13 protein-coding genes are annotated in these 17704 nt (G+C 49.2%); 5 read left to right on the forward strand and 8 right to left on the reverse strand.

The genetic code is table 11. The features are described from left to right. Together F556_RS39125 and F556_RS39130 are read left to right on the forward strand one after the other, a co-directional pair. Positions 1–1167 (forward strand): collagen-like protein (locus tag F556_RS39125; protein WP_020620712.1); only part of this gene is annotated, 1167 nt, incomplete at its 5' end. A gap of 198 nt (positions 1168–1365) precedes the next feature. Beyond that, on the forward strand, positions 1366–3027 hold the full coding sequence (locus tag F556_RS39130; RefSeq protein ID WP_020620713.1) for a collagen-like triple helix repeat-containing protein: 1662 nt from the start codon (positions 1366–1368) through the stop codon (positions 3025–3027). A gap of 62 nt (positions 3028–3089) precedes the next feature. Here F556_RS39130 and F556_RS0130030 read toward each other — a convergent pair whose 3' ends face one another. The 8 genes from F556_RS0130030 to F556_RS0130065 form a co-directional block, all read right to left on the reverse strand. Beyond that, positions 3090–3962, reverse strand: coding sequence for an NAD-dependent epimerase/dehydratase family protein (locus F556_RS0130030; RefSeq protein ID WP_020620714.1), 873 nt, complete (start codon positions 3960–3962; stop codon positions 3090–3092). Then, positions 3959–5056, reverse strand: a complete 1098-nt coding sequence (rfbG, locus tag F556_RS0130035) for a CDP-glucose 4,6-dehydratase (RefSeq protein WP_020620715.1) — start codon at positions 5054–5056, stop codon at positions 3959–3961. The genes F556_RS0130030 and rfbG overlap by 4 nt, the downstream gene beginning before the upstream one ends. A gap of 13 nt (positions 5057–5069) precedes the next feature. Next, on the reverse strand, positions 5070–5846 hold the full coding sequence (gene rfbF / locus F556_RS0130040) for a glucose-1-phosphate cytidylyltransferase (protein WP_020620716.1): 777 nt from the start codon (positions 5844–5846) through the stop codon (positions 5070–5072). After that, positions 5843–7162, reverse strand: coding sequence for a lipopolysaccharide biosynthesis protein RfbH (gene rfbH, locus F556_RS0130045; RefSeq protein WP_020620717.1), 1320 nt, complete (start codon positions 7160–7162; stop codon positions 5843–5845). The genes rfbF and rfbH overlap by 4 nt, the downstream gene beginning before the upstream one ends. Beyond that, positions 7149–8057, reverse strand: coding sequence for a CgeB family protein (locus tag F556_RS0130050; RefSeq protein WP_245583163.1), 909 nt, complete (start codon positions 8055–8057; stop codon positions 7149–7151). Before F556_RS0130050 ends, rfbH begins: the two co-directional genes overlap by 14 nt. A gap of 24 nt (positions 8058–8081) precedes the next feature. Then, entirely contained in the window at positions 8082–8948 is an 867-nt protein-coding gene (locus F556_RS0130055) for a glycosyltransferase family protein (RefSeq protein WP_020620719.1), read from the reverse strand. 191 nt (positions 8949–9139) lie between these two features. Continuing rightward, positions 9140–9931 carry a hypothetical protein gene (locus F556_RS0130060; protein WP_020620720.1) on the reverse strand — a complete coding sequence of 264 codons (792 nt, stop codon included), beginning with the start codon at positions 9929–9931 and terminating at the stop codon, positions 9140–9142. A 21-nt stretch (positions 9932–9952) separates the two neighbouring features. Then, complete coding sequence (locus F556_RS0130065) at positions 9953–11047, reverse strand: glycosyltransferase family 2 protein (RefSeq protein WP_026297586.1); 1095 nt, start codon at positions 11045–11047, stop codon at positions 9953–9955. A gap of 301 nt (positions 11048–11348) precedes the next feature. Here F556_RS0130065 and F556_RS39135 point away from each other — a divergent pair, with 301 nt between their 5' ends. From F556_RS39135 to F556_RS35660, 3 genes are read left to right on the forward strand one after another with little or no spacing between them, the layout of a single operon-like run. Beyond that, positions 11349–13451, forward strand: coding sequence for an alpha-helical endospore appendage domain-containing protein (locus F556_RS39135; protein ID WP_020620722.1), 2103 nt, complete (start codon positions 11349–11351; stop codon positions 13449–13451). Positions 13452–13473: 22 nt separating this feature from the next. Beyond that, complete coding sequence (locus F556_RS35655; protein WP_020620723.1) at positions 13474–15555, forward strand: alpha-helical endospore appendage domain-containing protein; 2082 nt, start codon at positions 13474–13476, stop codon at positions 15553–15555. Positions 15556–15584: 29 nt separating this feature from the next. Further along, a complete protein-coding gene (locus F556_RS35660; RefSeq protein ID WP_020620724.1) occupies positions 15585–17666 on the forward strand; it encodes an alpha-helical endospore appendage domain-containing protein in 2082 nt (693 codons plus the stop codon). The last annotated feature ends 38 nt before the right edge of the window (positions 17667–17704 follow it).

A 17704-nucleotide genomic window follows, 5' to 3' on the forward strand; every position in this document is an offset into this window, starting at 1 on the left:
GTTCAAGGTGCGACTGGCATCACCGGCATGACGGGTGCGACGGGGGTACAAGGTGCGACGGGCGTCACGGGCATGACAGGTGCAACTGGACTTCAGGGGGTTACCGGTGCGACTGGAGTTCAAGGTGCAACTGGGGTTACTGGTTTGACAGGAATGACAGGTCTTCAAGGGGCAACAGGCGCAACTGGATTGACAGGAGCGACAGGTGTAACGGGTGTGACGGGCTCTACCGGAGCCACCGGGGTGATGCATAGTCCAATGCTTTATGCTGGTAGCAACACCGCAGTGTATATTATCAATGCATTGACCAATGATTTGGTTGCAACTGTTCCGATGGTTGGCACTCCGGGTTATGATAGTGTCGCTCTGGATTCATTGCGTCATCGTCTTTATTACTCAGGTGGAGGAATTATATATCAATTAGATGGATTAACTAACCAGATCACGGCAAGTTACAATGTTGGCGGTACACCAAGGGGGATGACTTTTAATAATAAGACAAATCAATTATTTGTAGCAAACTGGAATTCGGGAAGTACCACCGTTTGGAATATTGACATTGCTACAGGTGATATCACTACAATCACGGCAGGCGATCGACCGATTCAAGTGGTTGTTAATCCTATTACCGACACCTTATATGTTGCAAATGATAATGGTGGGAATATCTCTGTTATTGACCTGATTACCAATAATGTTACTACTATTACTGTGGGCACAAACAGGCCTCATGGCCTTGAATTAGATCCATTTAGAAAACGCCTTTGGGTTTCGATGTATACTGGTAATAGGATCAACGTAATTGATACAACCTCGAATACAATTGTCCAGACAATTACGTCTATAAATTCACCTAACAACATATCTGGCAATTTGTTAACGAACACATTCTATGCTACAAGTAATAGTACCAATTTCATCTATATAATTAATGGAGATGATTATACCTCTCAGGGAATTGGAACGGGTGCCAACCAAAATGATTCACCGACTGTTAATCCATTTACAGTACTTCTCAATCAGCATATTCCTGCCAATCTAATGTACGTTGCAGTGGGAGCAGGAAATTATGTTGCGGCTATCGATCAAACGACGAATACTTTAGTCATAACTATCCCCACTCCAGGGACACCCCGTTGGTGTATGATTGATCCATTTACTAATTAAAAGGAACTAAAATACTGTAGTCAATAGTTATTGAGAGGTTCAAGTACTCTTGACTTGAGCCTCTCTTTTTCATCCTGAAAAAAAGCGTGCGAAATTTTGTGATGGTAGAAATATTTCATAAACATAGTACACTCTCAGGTTCCCCGCTTCTATCGTTAAGCATAAATTGGATTATCTTGTGTATAAGGAGGACTATACATGTCCAATCCAAACCTTCCCAATATTACCCCTACGATTTCTTTATCTCGGGACGACGTTGTAAACCTACTCTTCTCCTCGATTGCCATGGAAGAACTAGGCTTGGCCCACATTATTAATGCTGAGGGAGAAAAAATTCAGTATGCTCTTGGCACCCTGGCGGGTGTTAGCGGTCCGGCTGCCACGTTGAATCAAATCCTGCAGGTGAATCAGAGTGCACAGTCGATGCTCGACACGGTGTTCCGGCAAGAAATGATGCTGGATTCGAAATTAAAGACTGCATCGAATCTGCCTACCCTGGCAGGTCCTGCCGGAGCAACGGGAGCCACTGGTGCACCCGGCGAGCCGGGTGGGGTCTTAAGCGTCAATGGCCAGACCGGCGAAGTGATACTCAGTGCGGACGACGGGGTCTTCCCCATCAACAATGAGGAGCCCTCGGGCAGTAACCTGGATGACTATATCACAGCGGGGGTGTACAGCTCGGATGATCCGAACGGCCCCCCACCGCAGGGGGGTCCGGATGATGTCGCGCATCCCGCCGTATGGACGCTATATGTGTCCCAGGTGGGCAGCTACATTCAGCAGCTCTACATCTCCAATCCGACGCTCCAGTACCGGAGTAGCCAGGACAACGGGTTCTCCTACACGGACTGGATTCCGATTGGCGAACAAGGCGCCACGGGTCCGACCGGGGCTGGGGTACCCGGAGCGACGGGTGCCACGGGTCTGGATGGGGCTGCGGGCGTTACGGGTGCCACGGGCCTGGATGGGGCTAACGGTTCAACAGGGCTTCAAGGTGCCACCGGCGCAACCGGTATGAAGGGTTCAACGGGTCTTCAAGGTGCTACCGGAATGACAGGTATGACTGGAATCCGAGGTGCTACAGGCTTCACTGGTGCCACAGGCATTACGGGCCTAGCTGGAGCTACAGGTGTAACCGGTGCTACAGGTCTCCAGGGCTTCACCGGAATAACAGGTGCCACGGGTGTTCAAGGCGTCACTGGTGTTACGGGTGCAACAGGACAGTCAGGAGCAACAGGTGGTACTGGTGCAACTGGAGTCACTGGTGTTGGTGGATTTACAGGGGCAACTGGTCCTACAGGAGCTACAGGTTTAAGAGGTTCAACCGGGGCGACGGGAGTTACTGGCATACCTGGTTCTGCCGGCAGTACCGGAGCCACTGGACCAACTGGCATTGGTCTTCGCGGTCCGACAGGACCTACAGGACCTAGCAACCTGCCTGCCCTAGCCATTTCGAATTCGGGAGCCGGGCCAGTGTTAGGCGGTAATCCGGTTAACTTCACCGGCTCCATCATCGACACTGGTTCACCTTACATTGTGCAAAATAATGAAAATGATATTTCATTACAAAGAGGTCTGTATTTGGTATCCTGGTCCGTTCAAGGAGCATTCAGTTTAACAGGTGAGGCCATGTCTTTTGAATTGCGCAAGGATTATACTGCGGATACAGTGCCAGGCGGAAAAGCTAACATCAGTAACATCTCGACAGAATTTACGCCTTTAGGTGTCACCACCCTGGTTCCTATATTTACAGATGATACCATCTTGTCTTTGTACAATGCGCTAACCAATACAGTTACCCTGATATCTCAAGGGTCACAGCAAGCTGCTCAATTATCCATCATTCGTATTTCTGATTAATAGATTAACAAAAAAAAAGCAGGCCATAGTCGGCCTGCTTTTTCCTTTTCTGTACGAAGCAATTATTTGCTCTGCTCCGCCAGTAGTTGCTGAATTCCTTGAGTCAAATTAGTCCGGGGCTCCCATCCCAGCAGACGTATATTCGTAAGATCTGCTTTAAGTTCCATGGGTTCATGTTGCCTATAAGGAACTGCTCCGAATTTAAACGAATTGTTTGATGCAGTTTTTTCTTTTATTAACAGGGCCAGCTCTTTTATGGAGACTGTTTTCCCGCTTCCGACTTGAAATTCTTGATATCTTTGCTTCGACGTAAGTCCAAATCTAAGGAGTGTAGCATAAGCATCAACAACATCATCAATGTATACAAAGTCTCTTTTTTGTAGCCCTTCCGTAAGTGGATATTCCTCTTGCTGGCTGGTACATGATTCCAGGAGTTGCGTTACAATGCTCTTCCCGTCTCCTGGACCATAAATTGATTGAAGCTTGACGTTTATCCACTGCACAAGCTTCATCTGTCTGGAGGCGGCTTTCCCCCATTCCCTCAGCTGATGTTTACTGAGAGCATAAGGACTCACTTGCTTGCTAAGAGAAGTATCGCTATTAATTATCCATTCTGTTCCATTACGCAATGCGACTTCGAATAATCTTAATGGATAAGAAACATTCGCCTCCATTACCTCAGACCAAGACTCTCCATATCTACCGTAAGAGGTAGCAGTATGAAGGATGAGTGGAATAGGTCCCTCCTTCTTGAATATCTGCTCAATGGAACACGTATCTGTGTCGTAAATCGGCAGATCCCTCATGACATGTTTGATTCTACTGATATCCGAGGTGGTCCGCTTAATAACAATCGGTTGGAATCTGGCTACGAGAAGTCTCAGCAGGAGTTGACTTCCCAAATATCCAGTTGCTCCGGTTACTAGCACTTTCATGGCTCTCCCACTTTCTGTGAAGCGTGTGACTTAATCTGGTCCAGGCATTCGCTTAACAATTCACGTTGATGCATATATGCATCCACCCAAGAAACAACATTTGCAAGTGCAACCGGTAATGGCCAACGAGGCTGCCAGTTCAATTGTAGTTTTGCTTTACTACAATCCAGTTTGAGCATATGTGCTTCATGCTGCTGGATCCCTTCCCTAGCCAGTCGATAAGCTAAGGGTCTCATGCCTTGTTTACGCAGCTCTCGGACGACAGCTAGTACAGATCTGCAATCTCCGTCATCGGGACCGAAGTTCCAAGCGGAAGAATACGTTCGTGGGTCATTATACAACTTCTCGGCCAATAGTAAGTAGCCATTTAGTGGTTCCAGTACATGCTGCCAAGGTCTTATCGCGTGAGGGTATCGAAGAACTAGCGTTTCCTGATTCATGTAAGCACGCACACAATCCGGTACCAGACGCTGAGCCGCCCAGTCACCGCCGCCTATGACATTACCTGCTCTGGCAGACGCTATCCCCACACCATGCTGTTGTAGCCGCTCCGTATTGAAAAATGAATCTCGGTAGCTTCCGATTACCAGCTCGGAGCAAGCTTTACTGTTGGAATAGGGATCAAAACCGCCTAATTGCTCGTGCTCCCGATAGCCCCACAGCCATTCTTTGTTATCGTAAGCTTTGTCTGAGGTAATCATGACGACAGCTACAGGTTTAGTCATTTTCACCTTTGTGTTTCGAAGGGCTTCCAGCACATTGACAGTACCCATTACATTGGTATCGTAAGTGGATCGAGGATGACTATAGCCGTATTTAACGAGCGGCTGGGCCGCCAAGTGGAAGATAATATCAGGGTCTGTCTTTGTTAATACGGTTTGAACTCGATTAAAATTTCGAATATCTCCTATGACAGAATTCATCTCCCGATCTAACTGCAAGAGTCGAAATAGCTCCTGATCTGTGACTGGAGGATTAGCGTAGCCAGTTACACGTGCGCCCATCGATAGCAGCCAAAGGGTAAGCCAGGCGCCTTTAAAACCGGTATGTCCTGTCACCAGTACCTTTTTGTCTTTCCAGAATGAATTGTTCAAATTTGCTCACTCCTTAGCTCCAAGTCTTCCAGGGGGCGTGTCCGGTGAGCCAATACTGTTCAAGTGCCTGCTTATCCTTCAAGGAATCCATCGGGTGCCAGAAGCCGTTATGCCTGTAGGCCATCAGCTCCCCAGATGCGGCCAGTTGTTCAAGCGGTTCCTTTTCGAATGTTGTGCTATCGTCTTGGATGAAGGATAATACTTCAGGCTGCAAAATGAAAAACCCGCCATTTATCCATCCCCCGTCCCCTTTTCGTTTCTCTTCGAACCTCATAACCTGCGAGTCGGCAGACAAATGAAGACCGCCAAACCTACCCTGGGGTTGTGTTGCTGTCACTGTAGCCAGTTTCCCGTGCGACTGATGGAAACTCACTAGCTCTCGAAGGTCTATGTCTGCTAGACCATCGCCATAGGTTAACATGAATGGCTCTTCGCCTACATAGGGTCCAATGCGTTTGATACGGCCGCCAGTTAACGTAGTGGGGCCTGTATCTACAAGCGTTATCTTCCACTCTTCAGAAGAACGATTATGGATACGAGGAGCCGACGGTGACTGGAGATCGATCGTAAAATCGGCATTCAGCATCGCGTAACGCAAGAAATAATCTTTAATGACCTGACCTTTATAACCGAGACAAATGATGAACTCACGAAAACCATGATGGGCATAATGTTTCATAATGTGCCATAATATTGGTTGATTTCCAACCTCGATCATGGGCTTGGGTTTATCGTACGTCTCTTCTCGAATTCGGGTGCCGAGCCCCCCAGCCAAAATAACAACCTTCATTTGGAGTGCCCTCCTTGTATAACAACATTCAGTGTGCTAACCATGTAATCCAGCATATCCCTTGTTATTCCAGGATGAACACCAATCCAGAAGGTATGCTTCATTATTCGGTCCGTTTGACTCAAATCCCCAACAATTCGGTGCTTAATATGCTTATAGGCAGGCTGCTTCAAGAGGTTACCTGCAAACAATAATCGGGTGCCAATCTTATTGCTTTCTAGCGCTTGGACAATTTCATCTCTTGTCATTGGAGAATTGTCACGGACGGTAATGGGGAATCCGAAGGGGCTTGGCGTCGCTTCAGGATGTGTTTCGGGAAGAACAAGCATATGATCTAGTGGTTTCAAAGCTTCAAGCAGATAGGCGTAATTAACCTGGCGCTGCTTAATAAAGGCCGGCAACTTCTGGAGCTGAGCGAGCCCTATAGCAGCTTGCATGTCTGTAACCTTGAGGTTATAGCCGATATGGCTGTACGTATATTTATGATCGTAGCCGCAAGGGAGCTCACCTAGCTGCCACCCGAATCTCTTCCTGCAGGTATTATCCTTGCCGGGCTTACACCAGCAATCTCTCCCCCAATCCCTCAGGGATTCAACGATTCGTTTCAAGAGCGGGTTGGACGTCAATACTGCGCCGCCTTCCCCCATCGTGATGTGGTGGGCAGGGTAAAAGCTGACCGTTGCGAGATCTCCGAAGCTACCCGCTTTTTGCCCTTTATACTCAGCTCCTACAGCGTCACAGGTATCTTCAATCAGCCATAGGTTATACTTCTTGCAGACCCGCATAACCTCTTCGATATCGAAGGGACTGCCCAAGGTATGGGCAAGCATGATGGCTTTTGTTTTGTCTGTAACAGCAGCTTCAAGCAAGGTAGTATCCATATTGTAGCTCGGTATTGTCACATCTACGAATACTGGAGTTAACCCATTCTGAATGATCGGATTTACTGTGGTGGGGAAGCCGGCCGCAACGGTAATCACTTCATCTCCGGGGCGTAATTTCCGGTCCCCTAGCAATTCGGACGTTAATGCCGTAAGTGCAAGCAGATTGGCGCTTGATCCAGAATTGGTGAGCAAGGCATAACGACAACCCATCACCGAAGCGAAGGTTTTCTCGAACTGATCGGCATAACGACCTGCGGTTAACCAAAAATCCAATGAAGCATCGATTAAGGCATGTAGCTCGCGCTCGTCAAAGGTTTTACCGCTAACCGGTACATAATCTTCTCCCGGGGAAAATGGTATCGTGGGCCATGCAGCTTGGTAATAGACTTTGGTTAAGCGCAAGATCTGTTCACGAATTTCATCCTGGGTCATGACTTTCCCCCCTTAAGCTAATGTGATGATCTATCATCTGCAATAATTGTCTTGCCCGGTGCTTATAGGTGTGATGGGCTAGCACGTAGTCCCTTCCTTGTGTAGCTATCTTCTGTGCCTGGTCTAGATGCGTCAAATAATATTCTGCTTTTTCCAGCAAGTCCTTTTGTGAATCAAATATTACATAGTGGTGCCCGTCTCGGAACACTTCCTGCTGACCAGGATTGTCATTAGTAAGGACCAAGGCTCCACAGCCCATCCCTTCAAATAGACGCATATTAAAATGGGATAATTCACGCGGAGAGTGATTGTAAACGATCTTTGAATGGTTGTAGATTTCAGCCATCGCGCGACCTGATTGATCCGAAAATAAAGACAGTCGGTAGTGCTGGCTGAATTTTTCATGGAGGGTAATTAAGTCATGGTTGCGAGTCACATATTTGGGTACCCTGCTTCCGACGAACCCAATGTCCATGTTGCGTGTGTCTAATGGCACATCACAATTAAATCGCTCTTCGTCCAGCGCAAATGGAAAAAATAGCACCGGTTCTGAAAAAGCCTTCTGCAAGTCCTTGGTCTGAGCAACCAAAATATAATCCGGTTGATACCTTGAACAAATGGCTTGGTTCCGTTCAAGACGGTTCCAACCATGTGTAATCCAATAATATTTAGGCAGATTCACGAGTTGAATGTTATGGACGTCTACAACCCGATTTGTTTCAACGAATAGAACAGCTTCGTAGGCACATAGATCCAGCTCACTAAAATCAATTTGTTCAGAAAATACATCCACATGAACTCCGATCGCGCGGAGCGCATCCTCCAGATATCGACCAGGTGTCATTTGTGTCTTTCCGTAACACATAACAATTTTGCGTGGTGGACTATTATTCACGCTCATCCCCTCTATTCTGGTTTATCACTTTAGTAAGCTCATGAAATATTTAGCGCGATGCTCATACGTGTGGTGATTTAAAAGATGAGCTCTTCCCTGATTGGCGATTTTCTGAGCTTGATCCAAATGGTTAAGGTAATACTCGATTTTGTCCAGCATATCCTCCTGCTTCTCGTATTGGACATAATGCTTCCCAGCCTCAAATACACGATCTTGGTCGGTATTATGATTGGTTAGTACTAAAGCGCCGCAGCCCATCCCCTCGAATAATCTCATATTGAATGCTTTGTAGTAATTGGGAGATTGGTTATATACAATCTTGGACTTACTGTACACGTTGGCTAATTCGGGCCCTTTTGGAGTTGATCTCAATGAGAGTTTATAGTTCCCACCAAACCGTTTTTGAATCGCACTCAAATCCTTATCACGGCTTTCATACCCTCCTACATGTGATCCAACGAATCCTACAGCCAGGTCCCTTTCTTTTAACGGTGTCGAGCAATTAAAGTATTTTTGGTCAAGCGCAAATGGAAAAAAGAATGTTTCTGCCGAAAATCTGTGAGAGAGCTTCATGAATTGTGCCATCAACACATAATCTGCCTGATATTTCTTGGCAATCTGTACGTTCTGGTCAATTCGGTGAGAGCCGTGGGTAACCCAGTAAAATTTAGGTAGTTTGACAAGGTTTAGGTTGGAGACCTTCACCGACGTTCCGCCTTCTGCGAACAAAACTGCAGCGTATGCAGACAAATCGACTTTGCCAAAGTCAATGCTCTGCCTGTGGACGTCCACGTGTACCCCTATAGCTCGTAATGCCTCTTCCAAATATCTGCCTGGTGTAATCGGTGTTTTGTTGTAGCACATCAAAATACGTTGATTGCTGGTCTTCATAGAATCCACCCTCCACTAACACATTATGAAATAGGATACATGCTTACTATATGCTCCGGGGGATCGTCGCTCCTCTTGCAGATGTCTAGTAGAAGTGCTCATTTCTTGATTTGGGTAAGACTATACGCTAAGAATAACAACCAAAAAAAGCCTGCAAAAATCGCAGGCTCAAACTAACTCATAAACAAGATTTAAGTAAACTTATTCATCGAAATTAGCTGTTCGATGCGTTCACTAATCCGTTTTTCTTGGATTTTCTCAGGCGTACTCGCAAAGGTCAGCATCCCGTAAAGTCTTCGGTTATCGATATATTGCGGTATACCTAACTTGCGCAAGTGGTGACTGAAAATGACGTATTCATGCCGCTTGCTATGATCTTCATACCGGATATGCTGCAGGATATCTGCTCGAATAAAATACGTGCAATGGATGACGGCTACTTCAATACAGCCCTTAACCTTCTGATAGAACACAGAAAAATACTCTGGGGAGGATTTAAAATAACCATCGGAGTCGACAAGAAAATGATAATTAGAATACTCATGATTCGGATCCACCTTTAATAAAGGCCCTACTATCGGCAATCTTGTGTTAACCAACGCCTCCACCGTCTCCGGAATAATAAAGTTATCACAATCGGCGACAAAATAGTGGGTTTGGCGCGCCAAAGCCCATTGGATGGATTCTTCTCGCAGCCGCGCCAGCACGCGAAGTGTCGTTTGGTTCCATTCATGCGGTTTGTAATCTTGTACGGACTCCACCACATCGCTTGAATCGAAATAAACTTCGTGGTAACGGTCTCCCACTCGACCTAACCAATTTTGTAAGATGACTTCCGTATCGTCATTATTATTATTAGTCCGAATATACAGCTTGATCTTGGAAGCCGGGTACGTCTGCCGCTCAATCAGATCCAAATATAGCGGTAGCGCATAGGCTTTATCTTTAGCCAAAATGGCTATGGTGACGAGCTCGCTGTCCATTGATATTCCTCCAACAAGGTTTTAGGTCGCTTTTGATTTGAAATATTCAGTGAAGAAGGCTTCATTATGCTTCACTTGCGGGGACTCAGGTAGATACTCACCAGCTGCTTGATTATGGGCCATCGCTTGTTCTTGCTCCCCTAACTCCCAGCAGCACACGACTAGTTGCAGATGGGGATACCAGGTCGAGTATTGTCGTTGTACGAAGCCTTGCGAGTCGTTGACTTCTACTTCGAGTGCAAGTCGATACCAGAGTGCGGCTTTTTTATGCTGACCCTTGTTTTTATAGATATCGCCTATTTTGCAGGATACTTCTGGCCGGGGGACATCATAATTCATGGACATCACGAGAGCTTCCATGCTCTTCTCGGCGTTGTCCAGCCCCCGGTAACATTCATACATATTGAGACAGGCTCGAATTTCATCCTCGACCCACCCCTTCTTGGTCGCCAGGAATTCACGGTAGTACATAATTGCTTTGTGATACTTCGCATTGTCTTTCAGTTCATTTGCGTAATAGAACAAATCCCGTGGACTGAAGCTTTCTCCTTTGGCTAATCGTTTTTCGTAAATGTCTAGATTCCTGCTTCCAGACACCTGTCGCTTCTTCTTCATGAATTTCTTATGACGTACTGCGATATCGGAGGCGATAATCGTACCACTTACTTCAAGATACTCATGTACAGGCCCAATCCACTTGAAGCCCTTGCTCCGTTTGACCAGACGATTCCGGCGGTACGAGAAGCTTGGTTGCCCCGCTGCATCGTAAGCGATGTGATATAGCATGGAAACCGCGTCGACTTCGGAGGACAGGCTCTGCTTCAGCGAAATCAACTTCACCTTATCTTCGTCGTTCAGCATGTCATCCGCATCCAACCACAGAATATATTCGGAGGTGGCCTGGTCGAAGGCGTACTGACGTGCAGCCGAAAAATCATCAATCCACTCGAAGTCAAAGACCTTATCCGTAAAAGATTGGGCGATTTCTTTCGTTCGGTCTTCTGAGCCTGTATCTACAATTATTATTTCATCACATGCTTCTTTTACGCTGCTTAAGCATTGCTCCAGCACTTCCTCCTCATTTTTGACGATCATGCACAGACTAATTGTGATCACTCGTAGTCACCGTCACTTTCCAGATTAGAGTTATCACATCCTATGATTAATGGGGTTAAATGATACCTTGAACGATTCAGAATTCGAAATGAATTACGATAATTACTTAGAAATACACGATAGTGCGACCCTTTCATTGAACCCTATTCGTCAACCGAACCCGGTTAACGGCAAATTGGAAAGCTTATCGAGCAAAAGACTACATCGCAAGAAAAAATGAGTAAGAGTAGGTGTTCAACAGGTTCCCTCTAGCTGCCAGATGAATAAATTGACGGTAGATCACGTTTAAGGAGGCTATCACTTGTCAAATCCAAATCTACCGAATATCACCCCCAATATTTCATTAACGCGGGATGATGTGGTCAACCTGCTCTTCTCTTCCATCGCGATGGAGGAGTTGGGACTAGCCCACATTATCAATGCCGAGGGCGAGAAGATTCAGTACGCTCTGGGAACCCTGCCCGGGGTTAGTGGACCGGGAGCTACGATTAATCAGCTGCTCCAAGTCAACCAGAGCGCGCAGTCCATGCTGGATACCGTATTCCGGCAGGAGATGATGCTGGAGTCCAAGCTGAAGACAGCAGCCAACCTGCAGGAGATTGTCGGCCCAACGGGTCCCACCGGACCTACCGGTGAACCTGGCGGCGTACTCAGCGTCAACGGCCAGACCGGGGTTGTCGTGCTCGGTGTAGATGACGGCATCTTCCCGGCCTCGGATGACGAACCTTCGAACAGCACGCTGTCGGATTTTACTACGCCTGGCGTGTACAGCTCGGGCGATCCGGATGGCCCTCCCCCGCCTGATTCCCCCCCAACCGACAATCCGTCCGTCTGGACGATTTATGTCTCACAGGTCGGCAACTATGTGCAGCAGCTCTATATCTCCAATCCTTCGCTCTACTATCGGAGCAGCCAAGATGGCGGACTGACCTACCCCGGGGGCTGGATTCAGATCGGGGCCCAAGGTCCAACCGGCGCCACAGGTATAGGGGCGACTGGCGCGACGGGTGCTACAGGACTGAATGGTCCGCAAGGTCTGACAGGTATTACGGGTGCTACTGGGCTGATTGGTGCAACGGGTTCCACAGGACCGGCAGGTGTCACAGGTCTTCAAGGAGCAACTGGTGCTACTGGCACAACTGGATTAACAGGAGCAACTGGATTGACCGGTTTACAGGGCTCAGATGGTCCGACTGGTGTTAGTGGTATGGCTGGACCTACTGGCTACACAGGAGCTTCAGGTGTTACTGGAGCTCAGGGCTCGACAGGTGCTACGGGTATGCAAGGTTACACGGGCGTTACTGGCGCAGCAGGTTCAACCGGCACGACTGGCCCTACCGGACATACGGGATTTTTGGGCAATACCGGTGCTACTGGTTCGTCGGGTGTAACTGGGGCTACGGGAGCAACAGGGGTTGCTGGTCCTACCGGTTCTACGGGATTATCTGGAGTAACAGGCAGCAGTGGAGCAACGGGGTTGACCGGGATAACTGGAGCCACAGGTTCGACAGGTCCAACAGGGACCACGGGTGAGATTGGCGTAACTGGAGTTACTGGTGCTACGGGTATCACAGGATCTACCGGAATAACTGGCATGACCGGCCCCTCTGGTCCGACTGGTGCAACAGGCAATGATGGTGTAATGGGAATGACTGGACAGACAGGTCCAACTGGTTTAACCGGACCCACCGGCGTTACTGGCTCCACTGGAACGACAGGTGTAACGGGTGTAACGGGTGCTACAGGTTACACTGGCAATACAGGTGTGACTGGTGCTACGGGTGTGACTGGTGCTACCGGGTTTGCTGGCCCGACAGGTGCGACAGCTGTTACCGGACCGACTGGGGCAACGGGAGTAACGGGTATTAGTGCTGGATCTACCGGTTCAAGAGGTGCTACTGGACCCACCGGACCCACCGGCGCTTTCGGACCCACTGGCATCACGGGCAACACCGGGTCTACCGGAACTGGCGTCACACCTTCTTATCGTCAAGTGATTTTGAACCAGGGCGGCACTTCAATCGATACTGGTGATCCGATCATTTTTAATATAAGTAACTTCGGTACGACGGACATTTTATTTACACCACCTTCGGCTACAGTGACAATCACAATACCGGGAATTTATCAGATCGATTTCCAGGTATCAACTCGACACACGGGAACGGGAGCCAAGACTGGAGAATGGGTGCTCCTGCAGAATGACGCACCTGTCAGTTCCGGAGAATTCCATGACACCCAACCTGCCAACTCCGCCTTGCAGGTGAGCGGCCAGTATGTCATCGCACTGAGTGGCGGGGATACCCTTGCGCTTCGGAATTCATCTGCAGCAGCAGAAGGCCTGCCAGCTGTCAATCCAGCTGAAATCATGGCCTATATGACAATTGTTAAGCTGGGTATTTAACTAGCTAAAAGGAGGTATTTCCTTGTCTAACCCTAATCTGCCAAATATTAGTCCGACGATATCATTAACGCGGGAAGACGCTGTGAATCTTCTGTTCTCTTCGATTGCTATGGAAGAGCTTGGACTGGCACATGTAATCAATGCAGAAGGCGAAAAAATTCAATTTGCGCTCGGAACGTTGCAAGGTGTGAGCGGTCCGGCTGCTTCCCTAGAAGAAGTCCTGCAAGTGAATCAAAATGTGCAGGCGATGTTAGATACCGTTTTACGCCAGGAAATCATGTTAGATTCCAAGTTAAGAACCTCTTCCCGGATTCCAACTGTGCTTGGGGCGGTTGGAGCTACTGGTGCGACAGGTGAACCTGGTGCAGTTGACAGTGTCAACGGCTTGACAGGAGTTGTTGTGCTTGAAGCAGCTAACGGCGTGCTGCCTGCTTCACTCAATCAACCTTCCAACACACTCCTGTCTAATTATGACGAACCAGGGGTATACAGCTCTGGAAATTCCCAGGGTCAGCCCCCACTTGATAGTCCCGATGTGCTGCATCCAGCTGTGTGGACGATCTACGTTTCGAGAGTAGGTAACTATGTTCAACAACTCTACATCTCTAACCCCTCGTTATATTACCGCAGCAGCCAGGATGGCGGAGTTACCTATCCGGGAGGTTGGATTGCCATAGGTACACAAGGTCCAACCGGAACGACAGGTAGCGGACTGACAGGAGCCACAGGTCCTACAGGCGTTCGAGGAGGCACTGGTGCGCAGGGTGCAACAGGCATTGCAGGACCAATGGGAGCAACAGGCGTACAAGGAGCGACGGGCATTACTGCTCCTACAGGTCCTACAGGTGCTACTGGCATGCGTGGATTAACAGGAAGTACAGGTGTGACAGGCGTGACTGGGCAGACTGGTGATAGAGGTGCGACCGGTGTAACAGGACCTAAAGGTGTAACCGGCTCTACTGGGGCTACAGGCGCTCAAGGGATAACTGGGTCCACAGGAGTGACCGGTCCATCCGGTTCTGCAGGCATCACTGGCTTGACAGGGGCTCGCGGTGCTACAGGAACGACTGGCTCAACGGGCATGAGCGGTCCAGCTGGACCAACAGGTGCGACGGGCGAACTGGGCATGACAGGGGCCCAGGGAGCCACCGGTTCAACTGGACCGACTGGAATTATGGGTGTTACCGGAACCACGGGCGTGACGGGTCAGACAGGTGCGACGGGCCCCCGTGGTATTACCGGCTTAACTGGTGCTACCGGCTCTATGGGGTATACAGGCTCCACCGGCATATCTGGTGTAACAGGACCAACAGGGCCGACAGGCGTGCAGGGCGCTACCGGCTTAACTGGTGAGAGGGGGGCAACGGGCGCTACTGGTGCAACGGGCTTCCAAGGCTCCACGGGCACTACTGGCGCTACCGGTCCAGTTGGTTTAACTGGCGCTACAGGTATAACGGGGTCGACTGGCATGACCGGGGCCACCGGCTTTACTGGTCTTGCGGGACCGACCGGGGCGACTGGACCTACGGGATTTACAGGTCAGGCTGGAGCCATCGGTGCAACGGGACTGCCTGGCACGACAGGATCAACCGGACCTGCTGGTGCAACCGGTGCAACGGGAAGTCAAGGGATGACCGGTCTGTCTTACATGGGTTCGACTGGAGCGACTGGAGCTACGGGTCCTGATGCCTCCCCTTCCTATCGCTATGTAATTACCACTAACGGAAATTTCAGCGTTGGTAATAACAGTTATTTAACTTTTAATCTTGATGTGGGCGGTTCGAGTGATATTACCCAAACAGATAATACAACAATTACCGTAACTAATGCTGGCGTATATCATATCTCCTTTCAAATAACTCTTGCAGGAGGGGGGAGTAAAAGATGGAGGATTGCGAGAAATAGTACTCCAATTCCTAATGCAATCTTTCCAATGACGAGTGGCTCGGGAATAAACATGCAGCTGAACGGGGCTTATCTGATTCAACTGAATGCGAACGATACGATACGCATCCAGAATGTTTCAGGATCGAATCAGACCGTTTCTGGGGCCAATGTTGGTGAAACGAATGCCTTTCTGCTAGTCGTCAAAATAGATGATTAAAAGCAAATAAATATTAAGGAGGCCATCCCTTGTCCAATCCGAATCTGCCGAATATTACCCCAACGATCAGTCTGACGAGAGATGATGTCATTAACCTGCTCTTCTCCTCCATTGCCATGGAAGAGCTGGGTCTCGCTCATATTATTAATGCTGAAGGTGAGAAAATTCAATTTGCACTAGGCACTCTGCCAGGAGTCACTGGGCCGGATGCTTCGCTTGCTCAAGTAATCCAAGTGAATCAAAGCGCCCAATCGATGCTGGATACCGTGTTCCGGCAGGAAATGATGCTGGAATCCAAGCTTAGGACGGCAGCGACCATGCCTTCTATGATTGGACCTGTCGGTCCAATTGGCCCCACAGGCGAACCAAGCGGTGTATTAAGCGTTAATGGGATGACCGGTGCGGTCGTCCTCTCAACCGCAGCGGATGGTATATTCCCTATTGCTGATAACGAGCCATCCGGACAGCTCCTATCCTCGTTAAGTGCTCCCGGTGTATATAGTTCCGGTGATCCAGACGGTCCACCGCCCCTGGATACGCCTCCGGTTGATCATCCAGCGGTCTGGACAGTATATGTCTCACGAGTAGGCAACTATGTGCAGCAGCTCTATATCTCGAACCCCTCTCTGTATTATAGGAGTAGCCAAGACGGTGGCAACACGTACCCTAGTGGATGGATACCTATAGGTGTGATAGGTAACCAAGGCGCTACGGGCATCGGAGCGGCAGGACCTATGGGTTCAACTGGCCCTGACGGCGCGACGGGTCCATCAGGGCAACCGGGTCCTACAGGTGCAAGAGGAACTACCGGTGCACCAGGTCCAACTGGGGTTACTGGAATACCGGGTTCATCCGGTCCTACAGGTTATAGCGGTGCTGTCGGTAACACGGGCCCTACAGGAGAGGCCGGTAACATGGGACCAACGGGGCCATCAGGTGCCATTGGGCTAACAGGTGCTACGGGTGCTACGGGCGTACAAGGACCGAGTGGGCTGCAAGGCACAACCGGAACGACAGGTGCAACTGGGTTAGCCGGTGCAACCGGCGCTAGCGGATTTACGGGATCTACCGGGTTTACGGGGCCGCTGGGCAATACTGGTGTGACAGGAGGACCCGGTTCAACCGGCAGCACAGGATGGACTGGGGCAACAGGTTATCAAGGAATTACAGGTATTACGGGGCCGACGGGTGTAACAGGTGCGACCGGTGCGACCGGCGTGACTGGCGTAACTGGCGTGACAGGCAATTCAGGTCCTACAGGAATTGGTGGTTCCACGGGTTTCACGGGTGTCACCGGTCCAATGGGTGTAACAGGTGCAACCGGCGTCACCGGTGGAACTGGCGCAACGGGTATAACCGGATTGAGAGGTGCAACTGGCGCAACCGGCATAACCGGTTCAACAGGAATGTCTGGTCCTGCAGGCCCTAGCCCGCAAGGGGAAACAGGCTTCATGGGGTTCACAGGCCCAACAGGACCGATCGGCTTGACAGGCGTGACAGGGCCTACTGGTGTTACCGGTCTGAGAGGAGTAACAGGCAATACCGGCATTACAGGCTCAACGGGCCCAACCGGTGCAACCGGCGCAACCGGTCCGACAGGACCAAACGGTGCAGATGGTATAACCGGACCAACTGGGAATACCGGTCCAACTGGTGCAACAGGCATTCAAGGTGCAACAGGAGTGACAGGACCGGATCGTTTGACCTCGTATGCTTTCCTTGTTAACACGACAGGTGCAGGTAATGTTGGGCAAACCAATCCCTATCCTTTCACTGCTAACCTATTAAGTACCTCAGACATGGAATACAATGCGCCTAGCGCCTTAACAATTAACACTACTGGAATCTACAAAATCTCCTTTATGGTGTTAACTGGTTATTTGGCTGGTGGTGTTCAATGGAGTATCGCTATTAACGGAACAGTTGTTAATCCAGGGGAGTTTCATCAGACTCCAACCTCGGGATTAGTTGTCCAGATCAGGGGCAATTATATTCAAACTATTTCAGCAGGTCAGACGTTATCGATCGTAAATTCGTCAACTAGCACCCAGAACCAGCCAACCAATGCCGGTGTTATTAATGGTTATCTTATGGTTACGCGATTGGCATAATGAATGATTAATTTAACGAAGAGACCCTGTCACGGGGT

The sequence above is a fragment of the Paenibacillus daejeonensis DSM 15491 genome, assembly GCF_000378385.1.
GTDB classification, from domain to species: Bacteria; Bacillota; Bacilli; order Paenibacillales; family Paenibacillaceae; genus Paenibacillus_D; species Paenibacillus_D daejeonensis.